Origin of the sequence: Yersinia rohdei ATCC 43380, from assembly GCF_000173775.1 — a bacterium.
GTDB classification, from domain to species: Bacteria; Pseudomonadota; Gammaproteobacteria; order Enterobacterales; family Enterobacteriaceae; genus Yersinia; species Yersinia rohdei.
The window spans coordinates 74270-91133 of sequence record NZ_ACCD01000007.1 but is presented as its reverse complement, the minus strand read 5'-3'; the positions used below and the strand labels follow the sequence as shown (position 1 = coordinate 91133).

Here is a 16864-nt window from a genome sequence, read left to right as displayed (position 1 = left end):
TGCAACCATAACAGCTAAATCCTGTTTCTCTTTTACAGCTTGTCCAGGGGGCACTATGCATTCACATTCTGAACATCGGCATTCAACTGATACACATAGCAACTGTGGCTGTGGTCATACTCATACCCAAAAACAAACCGGTTGCAGTAACCAGCAAGCCGCAAATACCAGTAATGACAGCACAAATTCAGTAAGTGAGCATTCACATCACGAAGGGGGTTGCTGTAGTCAGAGCCAAACTGATGAGGGCGATGAAGAAAGTGACATACTTGCAGCAACGATAGCTACGGGTCGTCAGCGCTTTAGCTGGCAGGTCAAGGGAATGGACTGCCCAAGCTGTGCCCGCAAAATTGAAAATGCGGTCAGTGGTTTGATCGGAATTGAAAATGTAAAAGTGCTCTTTGCAACCGAAAAATTAGTGGTCGATGCCCAAACGGATATTCGTCCTCAAGTCCAGAATGCCGTCATACAAGCCGGATTTAGTCTGGTGGATACCCAGTCCCCCGTTGCGAACAAAACCACGTCGCCAGAATCGCGCCTTCGTGAATATTTGCCAATCGCATTATTAACCACATTAATGCTCATTAGCTGGGGCATCTCGTTATTCAGCGCTGAGCTGGGCGAATTTGCTTTTGCCGCCACCACCCTTGTCGGGCTTTTCCCCATTGTCACCAAAGCCTGGAAGCTCATCCGCTCCGGCACACCTTTTGCCATTGAAACCTTGATGAGCGTAGCCGCTATCGGGGCGATGTTTATTGGCGCGACGGCGGAAGCCGCCATGGTATTGCTGTTATTTATGGTCGGTGAGTTACTCGAATCCTATGCTGCAAACCGAGCACGCCGTGGGGTCACCGCACTCATGGCACTGGTGCCAGAAGAAGCATTGCTATTAAAAGATGGGGAACGCCGGCTGATTCCTGTCGCCAATTTGCGCCCCGGCGATGTCATTGAAATTTCACCGGGAGCTCGCCTGCCCGCAGATGCCGAATTAATAACCGCTTTTGCCAGTTTTGATGAAAGCGCCCTCACCGGTGAATCTATTCCGGTTGAGCGCCAGCAAGGTGAGAAAGTCGCCGCTGGGAGTTTATCGGTCGATCGCGCCACCGAAATGCGTGTTATCTCGGAGCCTGGCAACAATGCCATTGACAGAATTCTACAACTCATTGAATTAGCAGAAGAACGCCGTGCACCTATTGAGCGTTTTATTGACCGTTTCAGTCGAATTTATACCCCTGCGATTATGTTCCTTTCTGCATTGGTTATCCTGATTCCGCCATTGGTTTTCGCCGAGCCTTGGGAGACCTGGATTTATCGTGGTCTGACGTTACTGCTCATTGGCTGCCCGTGCGCATTGGTGATTTCCACACCGGCGGCGATTACCTCAGCATTAGCTGCTGCAGCACGGCGCGGGGCGCTGATTAAGGGTGGCGCGGCACTGGAGCAACTTGGCCGGATTCAAACTGTCGCCTTCGACAAAACCGGTACTCTGACGGAGGGTAAACCGAAAGTTACCGATATTCTGCCCGCATCCGGCATCAGCGAAACTCGCTTGTTAGCGCTGGCGGCGGCGGTCGAGGCTGGGTCACACCATCCGTTAGCCGTCGCTATTATTCAGCGCGCGCAACAAAATACGGCCCTGTTACCTCTCGCCGATGAGCGCCGGGCCCTGGCCGGTGTTGGTGTTGAGGGCGTCGTCAACGGATTGAGCATCCGTGTCAGTGCTCCCAGCAAAATAGCACCGGCATTACTAACTCCCGAATGGCAAACTCAGCTCGATCTGTTAGAAAGCGGGGGCAAAACGGCGGTTGCCGTGCTGGAAAATGAGAAACTTATAGGTTTATTAGCATTACGCGATACCCTGCGCACCGATGCTAAACAAGCTATTGATTCACTGAAAAATTTAGGTATTCAAGGTGTGATGCTAACCGGTGATAATCCACGAGCGGCAGCGGCAATTGCCGGTGAGCTGGGGATTGATTACCGCGCCGGATTGCTCCCAGCCGACAAAGTACAGGCCGTTATGGCATTAAATGCGACACAGCCCACAGTGATGGTCGGCGACGGTATTAATGATGCCCCAGCAATGAAGGCCGCCAGCATTGGTATTGCCATGGGCAGCGGTACAGATGTTGCTTTGGAAACCGCCGACGCCGCACTGACTCATAATCGGCTTACCGGGTTGGCAGAAATTATTCTGTTATCCCGAGCCGCTAACGCCAATATCCGCCAAAACATTACTATCGCCTTGGGGCTAAAAGCGATTTTTCTGGTAACGACCTTGCTCGGCTTAACCGGTTTGTGGTTGGCAGTATTAGCTGACTCCGGAGCAACTGCGCTGGTCACCGCCAATGCATTGAGGCTGTTACGTAAGCGAAATGCTTAAAAACATGGGCGAAAGCAAAAGATTAGTTTGCTTTTGCCCCTTTTTTGACCAGATACCGATAGGGAGTCTGTGCGGTATCTTGCGCCAGTAGTTGGTGCTCCATAAAGCGGCAGAAACCGGGGATGTCACGGGTGGTGGCGGGATCGTCTGCAATAATCAACAGGGTTTGGCCCTCTTCCATTTGCCGGACTGTTTTACGCACCATCATTACAGGCTCCGGGCAGCGCAGCCCTAGTGCATCAAGGGTTTTATCCGGATTGGCAAAAATATCGGTCATTGCAGTTCTCTTATGTATCAGTAATCGGGTTAATGCCAATCTATACCCATAGAAATTAGTTTTGCTGATAGGCCGCCTGCAAAAAAATTCCGATGAATTGACTCAAGCAAGTGATTTGGATGAGTTCGAAGGGTATAAAGCGGCATAGTTTACTCTGCCGGTTTCCAGGTGCAAGCCGCGCTAACGTTTGCGTTAAAATTAACCATTGCATTAGTTGCGCAAACACGTATTATGCCGCCGCGTCGCAAAAGTTGCGGCACATTTTGTTTGGGTTCCCTCACCCCAATAACCAAAAAGGTCACATTTATGTTTTCGTTTACTGCCCAACAGCGGATGACCGCTTTGGTATGGCTGTCGCTATTCCATATTGTCATCATTACTTCCAGCAACTATCTGGTGCAATTACCGATTGCTATCTTCGGTTTTCACACCACATGGGGCGCTTTTACCTTTCCGTTTATTTTCTTAGCCACCGACCTGACGGTGCGGATTTTTGGTGCCCCTTTGGCGCGCCGGATTATTTTGTCCGTCATGGTGCCTGCGCTGTTAATTTCGTATCTTATTTCAGCCCTGTTTTACCAAGGCAGCTGGCAAGGATTCCCGGCATTAACCAGTTTTAATTTATTTGTAGCCCGAATAGCCGCGGCCAGTTTTATGGCTTATGTCCTTGGGCAAATCCTTGATGTTCAAGTATTTAACCGCCTGCGTCAGCGCAGCGCCTGGTGGGTAGCCCCCACAGCAGCCATGTTCTTTGGCAATATCAGTGACACTCTGGCGTTCTTCTTTATTGCTTTCTATCGCAGTACAGATCCATTTATGGCGGCCAATTGGGTAGAAATAGCTTTGGTGGATTACACCTTCAAGCTACTGATTTGCATGTTGTTCTTCCTGCCTGCTTATGGCGTAATGCTCAATGTGTTATTGAAATATTTTGCCCGAAAAACCGGTCAGCAAGCGCTAACTCAAGTGAGTCATGCTGAACAATAGATTGATTTTGGCGTCTGAATAAGGTGCGATAAGGCTATTAATCATCAATAAGGGATTCTCATGCATAAAATAACCAAGTTTCTCGCCGTCGGCCTGCTGGTTGCAGGATTAAGTGCCTGTGATGGTAGCAGCGATAATAATGTCGGCCAGCCGGTCAGTCTGTTGGAGGGTAATGTTGCTTTTGTCTTACCGGCAGATTTATCTGACCAAAGCGGGAAAATGGGCAGTCAAGCTAACAATATGCACGTTTTTGCCAATAAAACTGGCGATAAAGCCGTTATCGTGATTTTAGGCGATGATACCAATGAAGGTTTGGATGTGCTGACCGCGCGCCTGGCTGAACAGCAGCGCGCCCGTGACGCCAATCTGCAGGTGGTGACGAACAAAGCCATCAAAATCGATGGGCAGCCTTTCCAACAATTGGATAGCATTATTACCAGCGGCGGTGCCAAAGCTTATTCGTCAGTTTTGATGGGGAGAGTTAATAATCATTTGATTACTATGCAAATTACGCTGCCCGCAGAGAATCAGCAACAAGCACAGACAGAAGCAGAATCTATTATCAGCACCTTAAAGCTGAAATAATCTTCTGCCACTGCACTGTAGCGCCAAGGACAAATACCTATCCAAAATCCTTGGCGTTACAGCCAGGCGGTAAATGGGCTCATCCCGATGAACTCATCCTGATGAACTGATTCGGGTGAGTGAAAGCAGCTAATAACGCTGTTGCGTCAAGGACGAAGGGTAAGTGCTTGAGCCAGCAACGTAATCGGGTGCTCGCATTTCTTACTCGTCGACATTTCAATCTGCCATTTGCAGGTTTCGCAGTCGGTAATCACCAAATCAACACCACTGGCTTCAATCTGCTGGAATAATGATGCGCCAATCCCTTGGGCTGTCGTGTAATTCTCTGATTTAAAACCATAGGTTCCGGCTATCCCACAGCATTGAGAATCTAATACCACCAGCTCAATACCAGGAATACGCTGCAGCAATGCCAAGGTATAGGCAGTCCAGCCCATTTTCTCCATATGACAAGGGGTGTGATAGGCAATGCGTAGTGGCGTGTTATTTGCCGAAAACAGGGGTTTTAAGGGTAATTCTCGCCCTTGATCCAATAGGCGGTAGATATAGCGTGTTGCCAGCTCTACCCGGTCGCGCACTGGTGCAGTATCGACATCCAATAAATGCGGATATTCATCTCTCAGCGTAAAAGTACAGCTCGAGGAGGTGGCAACCACCGGAATATCCCGGCCAATGACCGCGTCAGTCAGGGATTCCAGATTGACCCGCGCCTGTTTTTTCGCCTGCTCGATAAAGCCATTCGCAATCAGCGGCACACCGCAGCATTTTTCCCGTTTCAGTAATTGCACGCCGATGTTCATCGCATTGAATACGCTGACTAAATCCTTACCCAACTGCGGGTGATTGTAGTTAACAAAGCAGCCATGAAAGAATGCCACTTGTTCAGGATATTGCTGCTGTTTTTCGGCTTGTTTGCGATACCAGCGCCGGAAGGTGCCAAAGGAATATTTGGGTAATTCGCGGCGATGATCAATTTTCAGCGCTTTATCCAGCAAGGCGCGCACGGGTTTTAACCCCGTGACCGCATTAATAACCGGCGCAAATGGGGTTGAGAGGCTGCCCATGAGGTCAGTGTGGCTAAGGATAGCATCGCGCAGTTTGGGTTTATTGCTGCTGTAACTGGCTTTCGCGCGCTGGATGATGTCGCCGATTTTAACATCCGAAGGGCAAGCCACTTCGCAACGTTTGCAGTTAGTACAATATTTTAGGGCCTCGTCATAGAGTGCGGGATCTTTTAGGCGCAGGCGCTCACCATCAGGGCCGGCTTGTTTTGGCCCAGGATAAAGCGGATTAACCTTCGCTACTGGGCAATAAGTGGTGCACACCGTGCATTTGATGCAACTTTCAAAACTGTTATCTCGTGCCAAATGTGTATCCTGCCGGTCTTCGGACTGCGGTAACCACGTCATAATGTCACCTCCATAGCGCGGGCAATTTGCTCGGCCACGAATAAGGCACTGGTGAGGGAAACCCCAGCACCACAGCCTTGTTGTAGCGGGTCGAACCCTCCTAGTACTGCGCCAATAACATACAGATTATCCAGTGCCGTGCCGCCACGCAGCGCCCGTAAGTGGCTATCGGTGTTAACACCAAATTGCAGATAAGGCTGTGGCGCAAACATATTGCTGTGGCTCCAATCGGCGCGATTGGGTAGTGATAAAATATCTAAATCCAGTATCGGCTCGTAGACATGTTCAAAGGTTGCCACCAGCCCATTACTGAAGAAACTGCCACTGGCCAGCACCATCTGGGCAGCACGCAATGGAATATCACCATGATTGCGGCTATATAGCCCAGTAATCCGGTTGCCCACCAGCTCAGCACGCAATACCGCATCACCCGGCATGACTATGCCGCCAAGTTGTTGAAAACGATGGCGTAAGGCCTGATGTAGCCGCATGCCAAGTAATGACGGCGGCAGTGTGGGAAGCAATTGAATCGGCTTGCCTACTGCAGCTCTCAGTGCCTCCAGCGGGGTCGATTCATCCAGCCCAATACAGGCAGGTAATAAAATCATTTCCGCAGCAGATGACAAACGCATTAACTCGTCTGCCAGTGGTTGCAGGTTTTCTGGTTTATCCAAGACTCGGGCAATATTTACCGCACGAAATTCGCTGGGATTATCCCGCAAAGTATCCAGTGCGGGCAGATGCAGATAATCTGACGTGACCTCAACCCCCTGCTCCTGCAAGGCACTGGCGACCATTTGCGGTTGGAAATCCAGGAAACCTTCGATGCCAATCACCGCGACTTTTTTCCACGGCAGTGGGCCGGTTAAAGGTGCAACCGGGATATCTGCTGGGCTAAGCCAGGTTGGTCGGCAAATCCCCAAAGGTGTGAGGCGCAAGTGATTTTGCGTCGCGCTACCCACTAATTTCAGGCCGCAGCGCTGTAACAGAGATTCAGCTTGTTGTGCTAACTCACCCACCTGCCCGCTTTTTCCCATTTTGCTATAAGGGTGTTCCGGCGCTAATTCTGCTAATGCTTCCAGAGCTGAAAGTGGTTGGCTGACAGCTCGGCCATCCGGTAATTTTGCCAATAAATCTAAAGAGCCGGAGGAAAAGTGCAGCGAATTTTGGCCTGCGCTGACAATCGCGCAGTATTTACCTTGTTCAGCCAGGCGGATCCCACAGGCCAGCCCTGCTAATCCCCCCCCGATGATGATCACATCAAATTTCATCGTGTTTCTCCTGAGCACTCGCGGCACATGGCGTGTCATCCAGCCCACAAAGTCCTTGATACACCCAATGAGTAAACTCACTTTCCCGCAACGCATCACCCCAAGCTATTGGACGCACGCCTTTCCAGCGCTCATTAAGGAATTGCACCAGTTGTGCGCGAGATTGTTGCGGGGTCGTCACTTTAAAGCGGTTGAGTAGACCGGCGGCTCGGCAAGCACAAAGCTCCCCCTGACAGGTGCCCATGCCGACACGGGTGCGGCGGCGTAAATCCAGCAAGTTATTGACTGAAAGCGATTCAATGGCATAGCGCACTTCACCGGCGGTGACCGCTTCGCATTCACAGACCAAGCTGTTATCCAGACGATTACCCGCCAATAACTGTGTGGCGCGGTCACCATGGCGATAAACCGCAGACCCGCGAATGCTGGCGGGCAAAGAAATCACTTTAGTGAGTGTCTGTTCTGTTGATTGTTGTGAGCCAGGTAGTGGCTCTTGCGCTGTGGTGCAAGTGGTCGTCACCCCCAGTTTTTCACATATTTTATCTGTTGCCCATTCGGCCATCAGCCGGTAAGTCATTAATTTACCGCCGGTAATGGTAATAAAGCCCTCCAGCCCATCACGGCTGGCGTGATCCAACAAGACGATGCCACGGCTAACATTACGCCCTGAAGGGTCATCATCACTGGCAACCAAGGGCCTTACCCCGGCATAAGCACGTAAAATGCGCGTTTGTGCCAATTGCGGAGACAGTTTTGACCCTTCACGAATTAAGGTATCCACCTCTTGCGGGGTGACGAGCATATTGTCTATCTGGTCATATTCGATGTGTGTGGAGGTGGTGCCTATCAGTGAAATGGTATCGCCCGGCACCAGAATGTCGGCGTCTGCCGGTTTGCGGCAGCGGTTGATAACCATGTTGTTGATCCTATGCCCAAGGATCAACAGCGCGCCTTTGGCCGGGAACATGCGGATCCGCAAGTCGGCATATTCGGCAATGTGTTGCCCCCAGATCCCCGCAGCATTCACGACTATCAGCGCATGAATATCATATTGGCGTTGATTTTTATGATCGAAAACACGGACACCACTCACGCGGTCACCTTGGCGCAGCAACCCTATAACCTCATGATAGGTTAGAATTTTTGCGCCTTTCTCACGGGCATCGAGCATATTCGCCGCAGTTAAGCGGAAGGGATCAACAGTGCCATCCGGCACCCGCACTGCCGCAATCAAAGAAGGATTAGCGGCGGGTTCCAGGCGCAAAGCCAGCTTAGGATCAATAGCTTCAGCTTCAATGCCGGCGTCCTGACAGCGGGCAATAAATTGTGTCTGATACTCCAGCGAATCTTCTGGTAAGGTGATAAACAAACCATCCGTTTGCTCAATACAATGGCGAGCAATACGTTTCAGGATGCGGTTTTCTTCAATACATTCACGGGCGGATTCACCATCTGTCACGGCATAGCGCGCGCCACTGTGTAATAAGCCATGATTGCGACCCGTGGCCCCAGTGGCAATGTCATGCCTCTCGAGCAAAGTACAAGCCAAACCACGGCGGGCGCAGTCTCGGGCAATCCCGGCACCGGTCGCTCCACCACCAATGATGATGACATCCGTTTCAGTGTAAGGAGAACTGTTCGTCATGAAAGACCCCACATTATCAGACAGCCGCCTGTCGGCTAAATATGAGTCTATTTAGACACAGTCTTCATGGCTATTGTTTGATAAGGAACAAAAACGAACCAAAAACGAAAGTGAAATGGTGTTTAAAAACCATGATTGTGATCAAAGTCACAAGGAATTTCTTATTACAGGTTTCAAAATGTTAACCAATCGCTCAAAATTGCCGCCGCTTTCATATAACTGTAACAAATGCGCCATCACTCACAGATAAGACTCAAGAATTTATCTAGCATAGCGTTCGTTATGGAACATAAACGACAACAACTAGTCGTATAACCACCGGGTAGATACCAGGCTATACCGGAGTCAAAACAACAAAAGCCATCGGAGGCACTCAATGTTGAGTATTTTTAAGCCCGCGCCACATATCGCGCGGCTTCCCACAGACCAGGTTGACCCGACTTACCGCCGCTTACGCTGGCAAATCTTCATGGGTATCTTCTTCGGTTATGCCGCCTACTATCTGGTACGTAAAAACTTTACTCTGGCCATGCCGTATTTGATCGAGCAAGGATTCTCTCGCGGGGATCTGGGTTTCGCGCTATCCGGTATTTCGATCGCTTATGGTTTCTCTAAATTCATCATGGGTTCGGTTTCTGACCGCTCCAACCCACGGGTCTTCCTCTCTGCTGGTTTGATACTCTCCGCGGCTGTGATGCTGTTTATGGGCTTTGTGCCTTGGGCAACCTCCAGTATCGCCGTGATGTTTGTGCTGCTGTTCTTATGCGGCTGGTTCCAGGGCATGGGGTGGCCGCCATGTGGCCGTACTATGGTGCACTGGTGGTCGAAGAAAGAACGTGGTGGAATTGTTTCTATCTGGAACTGCGCCCATAACGTCGGCGGGGGTTTGCCGCCACTGCTGTTCTTGCTTGGGATGGCTTGGTTTAATGACTGGAAAGCCGCGTTATATATGCCCGCGTTCGGTGCTATTTTAGTCGCATTGATTGTCTTTGGTTTGATGCGCGACACCCCGCAATCCGTCGGTTTACCACCCATTGAAGAATACAAAAATGACTATCCGGATGACTATACGGTAGCCGCAGAAGAAGAGCTGACTGCTAAGCAAATCTTCATGCAATACATTTTACCCAACAAACTGTTGTGGTATATCGCGGTTGCTAACGTGTTTGTCTATTTGCTGCGTTACGGCATCCTCGACTGGTCACCGACCTACCTGAAAGAAGTCAAACACTTCGCATTGGATAAATCGTCTTGGGCTTATTTCCTGTATGAATACGCGGGTATCCCAGGGACACTGCTGTGCGGTTGGATGTCTGACAAAGTGTTTAAAGGCAACCGTGGTGCAACCGGCGTGTTCTTTATGACGTTGGTGACTATCGCGACCATTATTTACTGGCTAAACCCAGTGGGTAATCCGGGTATCGATATGGCCTGTATGATAACTATCGGCTTCCTTATTTACGGCCCGGTAATGTTAATTGGTCTGCATGCTCTTGAATTAGCACCGAAAAAAGCAGCAGGGACAGCAGCCGGCTTTACTGGCTTGTTCGGCTATCTGGGCGGTTCGGTTGCAGCCAGTGCCATCGTAGGTTACACCGTTGACTACTTCGGTTGGGACGGTGGCTTTATGGTCATGATTGGCGGCAGTATTCTGGCCGTATTGTTATTGATCGTGGTGATGTTCAGCGAGAAAAAACATCACGAAGAAATGGCAAGAAAACAAGAGTTGTAAGTTGATTTACACTCACAACAGTGGCTATTACAGGTGGGGAAATCCACCTTAATATCAAATAAGTAAACTCGAATTAAGTTGTGCAATAGGCTGTGCCGTTATCTATGGATATATAGCGTCACAGCCTTTTTTATACTCTAAAACTGATAAATGGAGCACTATTAATGCAAATCCACATCAAATCACTGGTGGCGAGTATTATTCTGGCATCTTCAGTAACAGGTATGGCGTACGCGGCGGAGTCATCTGCCACAAATGAATCCGCACTGACTAAACCGCCAACTAACAAAGTTGTTATCGCGCATCGCGGTGCCAGTGGCTATTTGCCAGAGCATTCACTGCCGGCCAAAGCAATGGCTTATGCACAAGGCGCTGATTATCTTGAACAAGATTTGGTGATGACCAAAGATAATGAGTTGGTGGTTCTGCACGACCATTATCTGGATCGGGTGACAGATGTCGCCGAGCGCTTCCCCGACAGGGCGCGTAAAGATGGCCGCTACTACGCCATTGATTTTACTCTGCCGGAAATCAAGTCTCTGAAATTTACCGAAGGCTTTGATATTGGTAAAGACGGTAAAAAAGTGCAGAGCTATCCGGGCCGCTTCCCAATGGGCAAATCTGACTTCCGCGTGCACACTTTCCAGGAAGAGATTGAATTTGTTCAGGGGCTGAATCATTCGACCGGTAAAAATGTCGGTATTTATCCTGAAATCAAAGCCCCTTGGTTCCACCAGCAGGAAGGTAAAGATATTTCCACCAAAGTGCTGGAAGTGCTCAAGCAGTACGGTTACACCACCAAAGCTGACAACGTTTATCTGCAATGCTTTGATGCGAATGAATTAAAGCGCATTAAAAATGAGTTAGAGCCGAAGATGGGTATGAACCTGAAACTGGTTCAACTGGTGGCTTATACTGATTGGAACGAAACCTACGAACAAAAACCTGATGGCAAATGGGTGAATTACAGCTATGACTGGATGTTCAAGCCGGGCGCGATGAAGCAAATCGCGCAATATGCTGACGGTATCGGCCCTGACTACCACATGCTGGTGGTCGAGACTTCCACACCAGATAACATCAAGCTGACCAATATGGTGAAAGAAGCTCATGCCAGTAACATGATGGTTCATCCATTCACCATCCGTGCTGACAAGCTGCCTAAATACGCCACTGACGTGAATCAGCTGTTTGATATTATCTATAATCAAGCACAGGTTGATGGGGTATTTACCGACTTCCCAGATAAAGGTGTCCAATTCCTGCAAAAACAGGGGCAGCATCAGTAAGCTGATGGTCTGGGGCATCAGAATAAATAAAAAATGGCGCACGATATAAGTGCGCCATTATTATTGATTAAAAACAATAAATTACTGGTCTGTTCCTAAGAACATTTTCCGCAGATAATGAGGTACAGCATCATCTGCATTCGAGCCAATCACTTCCAGATTCGGTAGCATATCTTTCAGGCGCTGATGGGCATCACGCATGATGCAACCTTTACCTGACATGGACAGCATTTCCAAATCATTCATCCCATCACCAAAAGCGATACATTCTTTCAGCGAATAACCAATAATTTTGGCAACTTGCTCCAGCGCATGCCCCTTGGAGACCCCGCCGCCCATCACTTCCAGACAAGTTGGGAAGGAGAAACTCACATTAACCCGATCGCCCCAACGTGCATTGATGGCTTCTTCCAAAATCAATAACTTGTCGTGATCTTCACAAGTGAAGTAAACCTTACATACGCCATCGGTCGGCAGCAAAGCAGGTTCGAACACTTTATAATTGAACACCGACTCTTGGAAAAACGCTTTCTGCGCCGGGCTTTCGCGGTTCATATACCATTCATCGTTCAAATAGACGTTGGTCAGGATATCCGGATTATGGTGTTCGATATTGTACAAATCGCGGGCAATATCAGCATCAAGGTTATGACTGAAAATCAGTTCCCCTGCGGTGTTGTGCACACGCGCGCCATTGGAGGTAATCATAAAAGCACTTATCTCCAGGCTATCGCGGATTTGCGCCACGTCGATATGATGACGCCCGGTCGCGAACACGAAATGCACATCACGCTGCGTCAGCAACTTAAGTGTTTCTTTGGCGTAAGGCGTCAGAATATGGTCAGGTGATAGCAAGGTGCCATCTAAATCGGAAGCAACAACATGATACATAACGGTATGTTCTAACCTCTGGTGGTGTCGGAGCCTAGCGGCTGACTGATGGTTGATGTTGCGCAAAAAAACGCAATATGGCGCTTAGCGCCTCGGCACGCAGCTGGTCCCGCTCGAACAGGATCTCATGGCGTGCCCCTTGAATGACCTTAGGTTCGCCCCCTTCACAAGGGTGTCCCGCCAGAGTCATAGCCTGAGAAAAAGCATTATGGGCCGGGTTATGTACCACCCGATCCTCACTGGCCTGCAATAACAAAACCGGTGTCGTAATTTTATCGGCTTGCGCAATAATTTGCTCACCCACCAGCAAACTTTCACGGATCCAATGATATGTCGGCCCGCCGACGCGGATGTCCGGGGTGTCCGCATATTGGCGCAAATAGCGGCGATAGCGCTCGCGACTGTGAGTCAGCATATTAACCAGATACGGCAATGGCCGCCACTGACCGGTGCCGATGGCATAATAATCCCGCAGTTTCTGATGCCCTTCGGCCCAATCAACAATCCGGTGAGCCAACCAACCCGGCATCGGCAAATGAATCCCAAACATGGGGGCACAAAGTGCCACGGCATCAAATGCCTGCGGCTCTTTTGCCAGAAAACGCGTCAGAATTGCCCCGCCCATAGAATGAGCCAAAGCAAAACGTTGTTGATAATGGCTATGGGTTATTTCCCGCGCCATGAGCTGCGCAAAATCTTCAATATAATCATCGAACTTGATCACATGACCACGGTGATGATCCGCAAGCATGCGCCCGGATCTCCCCTGACCACGATGATCCAGCACTATGACATCATAGCCTTGCTGGAAAAGATCGTAAGCCACTTCAGGATATTTAATGTAGCTTTCAATACGACCGGGCACCACGACCACAACACGAGTATGAAGTGGTGCACAAAAACGAACATAGCGAATGGGAATATTATCAACCCCCATAAACTCATCTTCATCGCGCTGCTGCCAGAAATCGAGCAATGGGCCGTTAACAAAAGCAGCAAACTGCTCTTCACGGGTTAACCAGCTATTCATTTGATTATCTAACGGCATAGCCTCGCTCGCTATTTAGTGAACAAATCGTCGTTTTGTGAGCCATAGCACAACTATTAGCAATAGAGTATTGTGGCATAAATTTACGCATTCCGGGAGCTTTGCCGATGACCTTAGACTGGTGGTTAACTTATTTGCTGACAACACTTATCCTCAGTCTGTCCCCTGGTTCTGGTGCCATTAACACCATGAGCACCGCCATCAGTCACGGCACCCGTGGGGTGGTGGCCTCAATTTGCGGATTACAACTTGGATTAGCCGTGCATATTGTGCTGGTTGGTGTGGGACTGGGCGCACTGATTTCACAATCGCTGCTGGCATTTGAAATATTAAAATGGCTAGGCGCGGCGTATTTAATCTGGCTTGGCATCCAACAATGGCGCGCCGCCGGTGCGCTGGATTTGCATGCATTAGCCAACAGTATGCCACGGCGGAAACTCTTTAAACGGGCGGTATTTGTTAACCTGACCAACCCGAAAAGCATTGTTTTTCTGGCCGCATTATTCCCGCAATTTGTGCTGCCAAATCAACCGCAGGTGGCACAATATTTGATTCTGGGCTGCACCAGCGTCATTGTTGATATCATCGTGATGATTGGCTATGCCACCCTTGCCACACGAATTGCTGGCTGGATTAAATCACCGCAACAAATGAAATTATTGAACAGAATATTTGGCGGTCTATTCATGCTGGTTGGGGCAATACTGGCAACTGCCAGAAAAGTATAATGTGGCTGAATCCACCGGAGAAATCTGCCGGTGGATTTATTAGTTTAGCGCCATACCGGCTAGCGGGATAAAATCAAATGAATGCCAAAACCAGTAAACAACACTCCAGCCAAGCCATCAATCCATTTGGATACGCGCTGATAACCACGGCGCATCACCGGTAAAGCAAATATGCAGGCCACTACGCTAAACCACACGAATGTTTCCGCCACTATCATGATAAACAAGCCCCAGCGCGCGCCAGCACTGACACTATCACCCACAAACAGTGAAAATACGCTGCCGAAATAGATAACAGCTTTAGGGTTTGAAAGATTGGTTAGAAAACCGCGCAGGAAAGTCCGGCCACGGGCGGGCAACACGACCTGCACCTCACCTGCGGCAACATCTTGTTTCGCCCGAGCGGATTTCAGCAACTGCCACCCCATCCAGCACAGATATAATCCGCCACCGACCATAATAATCTGATGTAACCACGCCATTTTCTGCAAGAGAAGATTCAGCCCCATCAGAGCCACACCCGCCCAGATAACAATGCCCAGCGAAATCCCGACCACCCCCATCATGGCCTCGCGGCGCGAACGGCTGGCGGCAGTTTGTGAGACAAAAAAGAAATCAGGCCCCGGGCTCATCAGAGCCACCAAGTGCACCAGCGCAACAGTCAGAAATAGCATTAACATGAGCAAAACCTCGGGGCAGGAAAAGAGTGAATTAGTCGTCGTTATTATCTACATGGTCACGGATCATGGCCATGAAAGGTGCGCCAAAACGCTCCAACTTCCGCTGCCCAACACCATTAACACTCAATAGCTCGCTGGCGGTAATCGGCATCTGCTCCGCCATCTCTAACAAAGTGGTATCGTTAAATACCACGTAAGGCGGGATATTGCCTTCGTCAGCGATAGATTTGCGCAATTTGCGTAATTTGGCAAATAACTTGCGGTCATAATTGCCGCCATAGGATTTTTGATTGGCACTGCTGCGGGCTTTCAAGCTCTGAATTCGCGGCACCGCCAGTTGCAATGGCAATTCAGCACGTAATACCGGGCGGGCGGCTTCTGTCAGTTGTAAGGCAGAGAACATCGCAATATTTTGGCTCAGTAGCCCCAGGTGAATCAGCTGGCGCAATACACTGACCCAGTGCTCATGACTTTGTTCGCGACCAAGACCATAGACGGATAGTTTGTCATGACCAAATTCACGAATGCGCTGATTATTGGCCCCGCGCAGCACTTCGACGATATACCCCAAACCAAAACGCTGCCCAACCCGATACACACAAGATAGCGCTTTTTGTGCATCAGCTAGCCCGTCATAGCGCTTGGGTGGATCAAGGCAAATATCGCAGTTACCGCAAGATTGCTGTTTACCCTCACCAAAATAGTTGAGTAACACTAACCGGCGACAAGTTTGGGCTTCGGCAAACGCGCCCATCGCATTGAGTTTATGCCGCTCGATATCTTGTTGTGCGCCCGCCGGTTTTTCTTCCAGACAGCGGCGCAACCACGCCATGTCGGCCGGGTCATACAGCAGCATAGCTTCGGCGGGCAAACCATCACGCCCGGCGCGACCGGTTTCCTGATAGTAAGATTCGATAGTGCGCGGAATATCAAAATGCACTACAAAGCGGACATTCGGTTTATTAATCCCCATCCCGAAGGCAACAGTGGCGACCACCACTTGTAGGTCATCGCGCTGAAAAGCTTCCTGCACATGCGCCCGGCGTTCGTTATCCAGCCCGGCATGATAAGCCGCGACACTCAAACCACGGCTTTGCAAGCGGGCGGTAGTGTCTTCCACTTTTGCCCGGCTATTACAATAAATAATGCCACTTTTACCGCGTTGGTCTTGGACAAAACGCCATAATTGGTCCAGAGGTTTGAACTTCTCGACCAAGGTATAGCGGATATTGGGGCGGTCAAAGCTACTGACCTGAATCAATGGATTTTCTAAATTGAGCAAACGCACAATATCACCGCGCGTCGCTTCATCCGCCGTAGCGGTCAGAGCAATAACCGGTAAATCGGGGAAACGTTGCTTTAACTGACCAAGAGCACGATATTCCGGGCGGAAATCATGCCCCCATTGGGAAATACAATGGGCTTCGTCCACCGCCAACAGAGCCGGACGCCACTGATGCAGTTGATCAAGAAAGCTCTCCATTACCAGACGTTCTGGCGCGATATACAGCAGTTTAATTTGACCACTGCGACAACCGTCCATCACTGCCAATTGCTGTTCACGTGTTTGCGATGAGTTTAAGCACCCCGCCCCCACGCCATAGGCCAGCAGTTGGTCAACCTGGTCTTTCATCAGGGAGATTAACGGGGAAACCACCAGCGTTAAGCCCTCCGTCACCAGTGCCGGAATCTGATAACACAAGGATTTACCCCCACCGGTTGGCATCACTACCAGGCAGTCTTGCCCTGATAAGGTGGCGTTGATAATTTCTTGTTGTCCGGGCCGGAATTGCTGATAGCCGAAAGTATCTCGCAATACTTGCTCTGCCAATAATTCCCTATTTATCACTGCTGCGGTTGACACACTCTTCCCCAACTTTTAGATCTGCACAGGCAGGTTAACCGGCCTGTGTCTGAAACTTTTCTAACGCCGGATGAC

General features: G+C 49.7%; 14 protein-coding genes. 6 read left to right on the top strand and 8 right to left on the bottom strand.

Features of this window, described 5'->3' with window-relative positions; translation table 11 throughout:
• The first annotated feature begins 55 nt into the window (after positions 1-55).
• Entirely contained in the window at positions 56-2383 is a 2328-nt protein-coding gene (locus YROHD0001_RS10770; RefSeq protein WP_004714286.1) for a zinc/cadmium/mercury/lead-transporting ATPase, read from the top strand.
• Positions 2384-2405: 22 nt separating this feature from the next.
• Here the strand turns inward: YROHD0001_RS10770 and tusA are convergent, their stop codons facing one another.
• The gene (tusA, locus tag YROHD0001_RS10775) at positions 2406-2660 is read right to left on the bottom strand and encodes a sulfurtransferase TusA (RefSeq protein ID WP_004714285.1); all 255 of its coding nucleotides are present in this window, start codon (positions 2658-2660) and stop codon (positions 2406-2408) included.
• Between the two features lie 306 nt (positions 2661-2966).
• On the opposite strand from tusA, the gene YROHD0001_RS10780 reads away from it, so the two are divergent.
• Positions 2967-3647, top strand: a complete 681-nt coding sequence (locus tag YROHD0001_RS10780) for a 7-cyano-7-deazaguanine/7-aminomethyl-7-deazaguanine transporter (RefSeq protein WP_004714284.1) — start codon at positions 2967-2969, stop codon at positions 3645-3647.
• 60 nt (positions 3648-3707) lie between these two features.
• Positions 3708-4232, top strand: a complete 525-nt coding sequence (locus YROHD0001_RS10785; protein ID WP_004714283.1) for a DcrB family lipoprotein — start codon at positions 3708-3710, stop codon at positions 4230-4232.
• Positions 4233-4378: 146 nt separating this feature from the next.
• On the opposite strand, the gene glpC is transcribed toward YROHD0001_RS10785, so the two are convergent.
• The 3 genes from glpC to glpA are packed head-to-tail and all read right to left on the bottom strand — an operon-like array spanning position 4379 to position 8557.
• Positions 4379-5641: an anaerobic glycerol-3-phosphate dehydrogenase subunit GlpC gene (gene glpC / locus YROHD0001_RS10790; protein WP_032816624.1), complete on the bottom strand. Its 1263-nt coding sequence runs from the start codon at positions 5639-5641 to the stop codon at positions 4379-4381.
• The gene (gene glpB / locus YROHD0001_RS10795; RefSeq protein WP_032816623.1) at positions 5638-6912 is read right to left on the bottom strand and encodes a glycerol-3-phosphate dehydrogenase subunit GlpB; all 1275 of its coding nucleotides are present in this window, start codon (positions 6910-6912) and stop codon (positions 5638-5640) included. The genes glpC and glpB overlap by 4 nt, the downstream gene beginning before the upstream one ends.
• The gene (gene glpA / locus YROHD0001_RS10800) at positions 6902-8557 is read right to left on the bottom strand and encodes an anaerobic glycerol-3-phosphate dehydrogenase subunit A (RefSeq protein WP_004714280.1); all 1656 of its coding nucleotides are present in this window, start codon (positions 8555-8557) and stop codon (positions 6902-6904) included. Before glpA ends, glpB begins: the two co-directional genes overlap by 11 nt.
• A 376-nt stretch (positions 8558-8933) precedes the next feature.
• On the opposite strand from glpA, the gene glpT reads away from it, so the two are divergent.
• Positions 8934-10289: a glycerol-3-phosphate transporter gene (glpT, locus tag YROHD0001_RS10805; protein WP_004714279.1), complete on the top strand. Its 1356-nt coding sequence runs from the start codon at positions 8934-8936 to the stop codon at positions 10287-10289.
• A 164-nt stretch (positions 10290-10453) separates the two neighbouring features.
• Entirely contained in the window at positions 10454-11578 is a 1125-nt protein-coding gene (gene glpQ, locus YROHD0001_RS10810) for a glycerophosphodiester phosphodiesterase (RefSeq protein WP_004714278.1), read from the top strand.
• 81 nt (positions 11579-11659) lie between these two features.
• Here glpQ and yigL read toward each other — a convergent pair whose 3' ends face one another.
• Together yigL and pldB are read right to left on the bottom strand one after the other, a co-directional pair.
• Positions 11660-12469 carry a sugar/pyridoxal phosphate phosphatase YigL gene (gene yigL / locus YROHD0001_RS10815; protein WP_004714277.1) on the bottom strand — a complete coding sequence of 270 codons (810 nt, stop codon included), beginning with the start codon at positions 12467-12469 and terminating at the stop codon, positions 11660-11662.
• Between the two features lie 34 nt (positions 12470-12503).
• Positions 12504-13517, bottom strand: a complete 1014-nt coding sequence (gene pldB / locus YROHD0001_RS10820; protein WP_004714276.1) for a lysophospholipase L2 — start codon at positions 13515-13517, stop codon at positions 12504-12506.
• A 107-nt stretch (positions 13518-13624) separates the two neighbouring features.
• Between pldB and rhtB the strand changes: the two genes are divergently transcribed.
• Positions 13625-14245: a homoserine/homoserine lactone efflux protein gene (rhtB, locus tag YROHD0001_RS10825; RefSeq protein ID WP_004714275.1), complete on the top strand. Its 621-nt coding sequence runs from the start codon at positions 13625-13627 to the stop codon at positions 14243-14245.
• A gap of 59 nt (positions 14246-14304) precedes the next feature.
• Here rhtB and rhtC read toward each other — a convergent pair whose 3' ends face one another.
• The gene (gene rhtC / locus YROHD0001_RS10830) at positions 14305-14925 is read right to left on the bottom strand and encodes a threonine export protein RhtC (protein WP_004714274.1); all 621 of its coding nucleotides are present in this window, start codon (positions 14923-14925) and stop codon (positions 14305-14307) included.
• Positions 14926-14956: 31 nt separating this feature from the next.
• Entirely contained in the window at positions 14957-16789 is a 1833-nt protein-coding gene (recQ, locus tag YROHD0001_RS10835) for an ATP-dependent DNA helicase RecQ (RefSeq protein ID WP_004714273.1), read from the bottom strand.
• Positions 16790-16864: the final 75 nt, after the last annotated feature.

Excerpts from the sequence above, each read along its gene's own strand:
- glpT (WP_004714279.1), top strand. The coding sequence starts at position 8,934 with ATGTTGAGTATTTTTAAGCCCGCGCCACATATCGCGCGGCTTCCCACA.
- glpB (WP_032816623.1), bottom strand. The coding sequence starts at position 6,912 with ATGAAATTTGATGTGATCATCATCGGGGGGGGATTAGCAGGGCTGGCC.
- YROHD0001_RS10780 (WP_004714284.1), top strand. The coding sequence starts at position 2,967 with ATGTTTTCGTTTACTGCCCAACAGCGGATGACCGCTTTGGTATGGCTG.
- glpC (WP_032816624.1), bottom strand. The coding sequence starts at position 5,641 with ATGACGTGGTTACCGCAGTCCGAAGACCGGCAGGATACACATTTGGCA.
- YROHD0001_RS10770 (WP_004714286.1), top strand. The coding sequence starts at position 56 with ATGCATTCACATTCTGAACATCGGCATTCAACTGATACACATAGCAAC.
- glpQ (WP_004714278.1), top strand. The coding sequence starts at position 10,454 with ATGCAAATCCACATCAAATCACTGGTGGCGAGTATTATTCTGGCATCT.
- yigL (WP_004714277.1), bottom strand. The coding sequence starts at position 12,469 with ATGTATCATGTTGTTGCTTCCGATTTAGATGGCACCTTGCTATCACCT.
- rhtB (WP_004714275.1), top strand. The coding sequence starts at position 13,625 with ATGACCTTAGACTGGTGGTTAACTTATTTGCTGACAACACTTATCCTC.
- rhtC (WP_004714274.1), bottom strand. The coding sequence starts at position 14,925 with ATGTTAATGCTATTTCTGACTGTTGCGCTGGTGCACTTGGTGGCTCTG.
- tusA (WP_004714285.1), bottom strand. The coding sequence starts at position 2,660 with ATGACCGATATTTTTGCCAATCCGGATAAAACCCTTGATGCACTAGGG.
- pldB (WP_004714276.1), bottom strand. The coding sequence starts at position 13,517 with ATGCCGTTAGATAATCAAATGAATAGCTGGTTAACCCGTGAAGAGCAG.
- YROHD0001_RS10785 (WP_004714283.1), top strand. The coding sequence starts at position 3,708 with ATGCATAAAATAACCAAGTTTCTCGCCGTCGGCCTGCTGGTTGCAGGA.
- glpA (WP_004714280.1), bottom strand. The coding sequence starts at position 8,557 with ATGACGAACAGTTCTCCTTACACTGAAACGGATGTCATCATCATTGGT.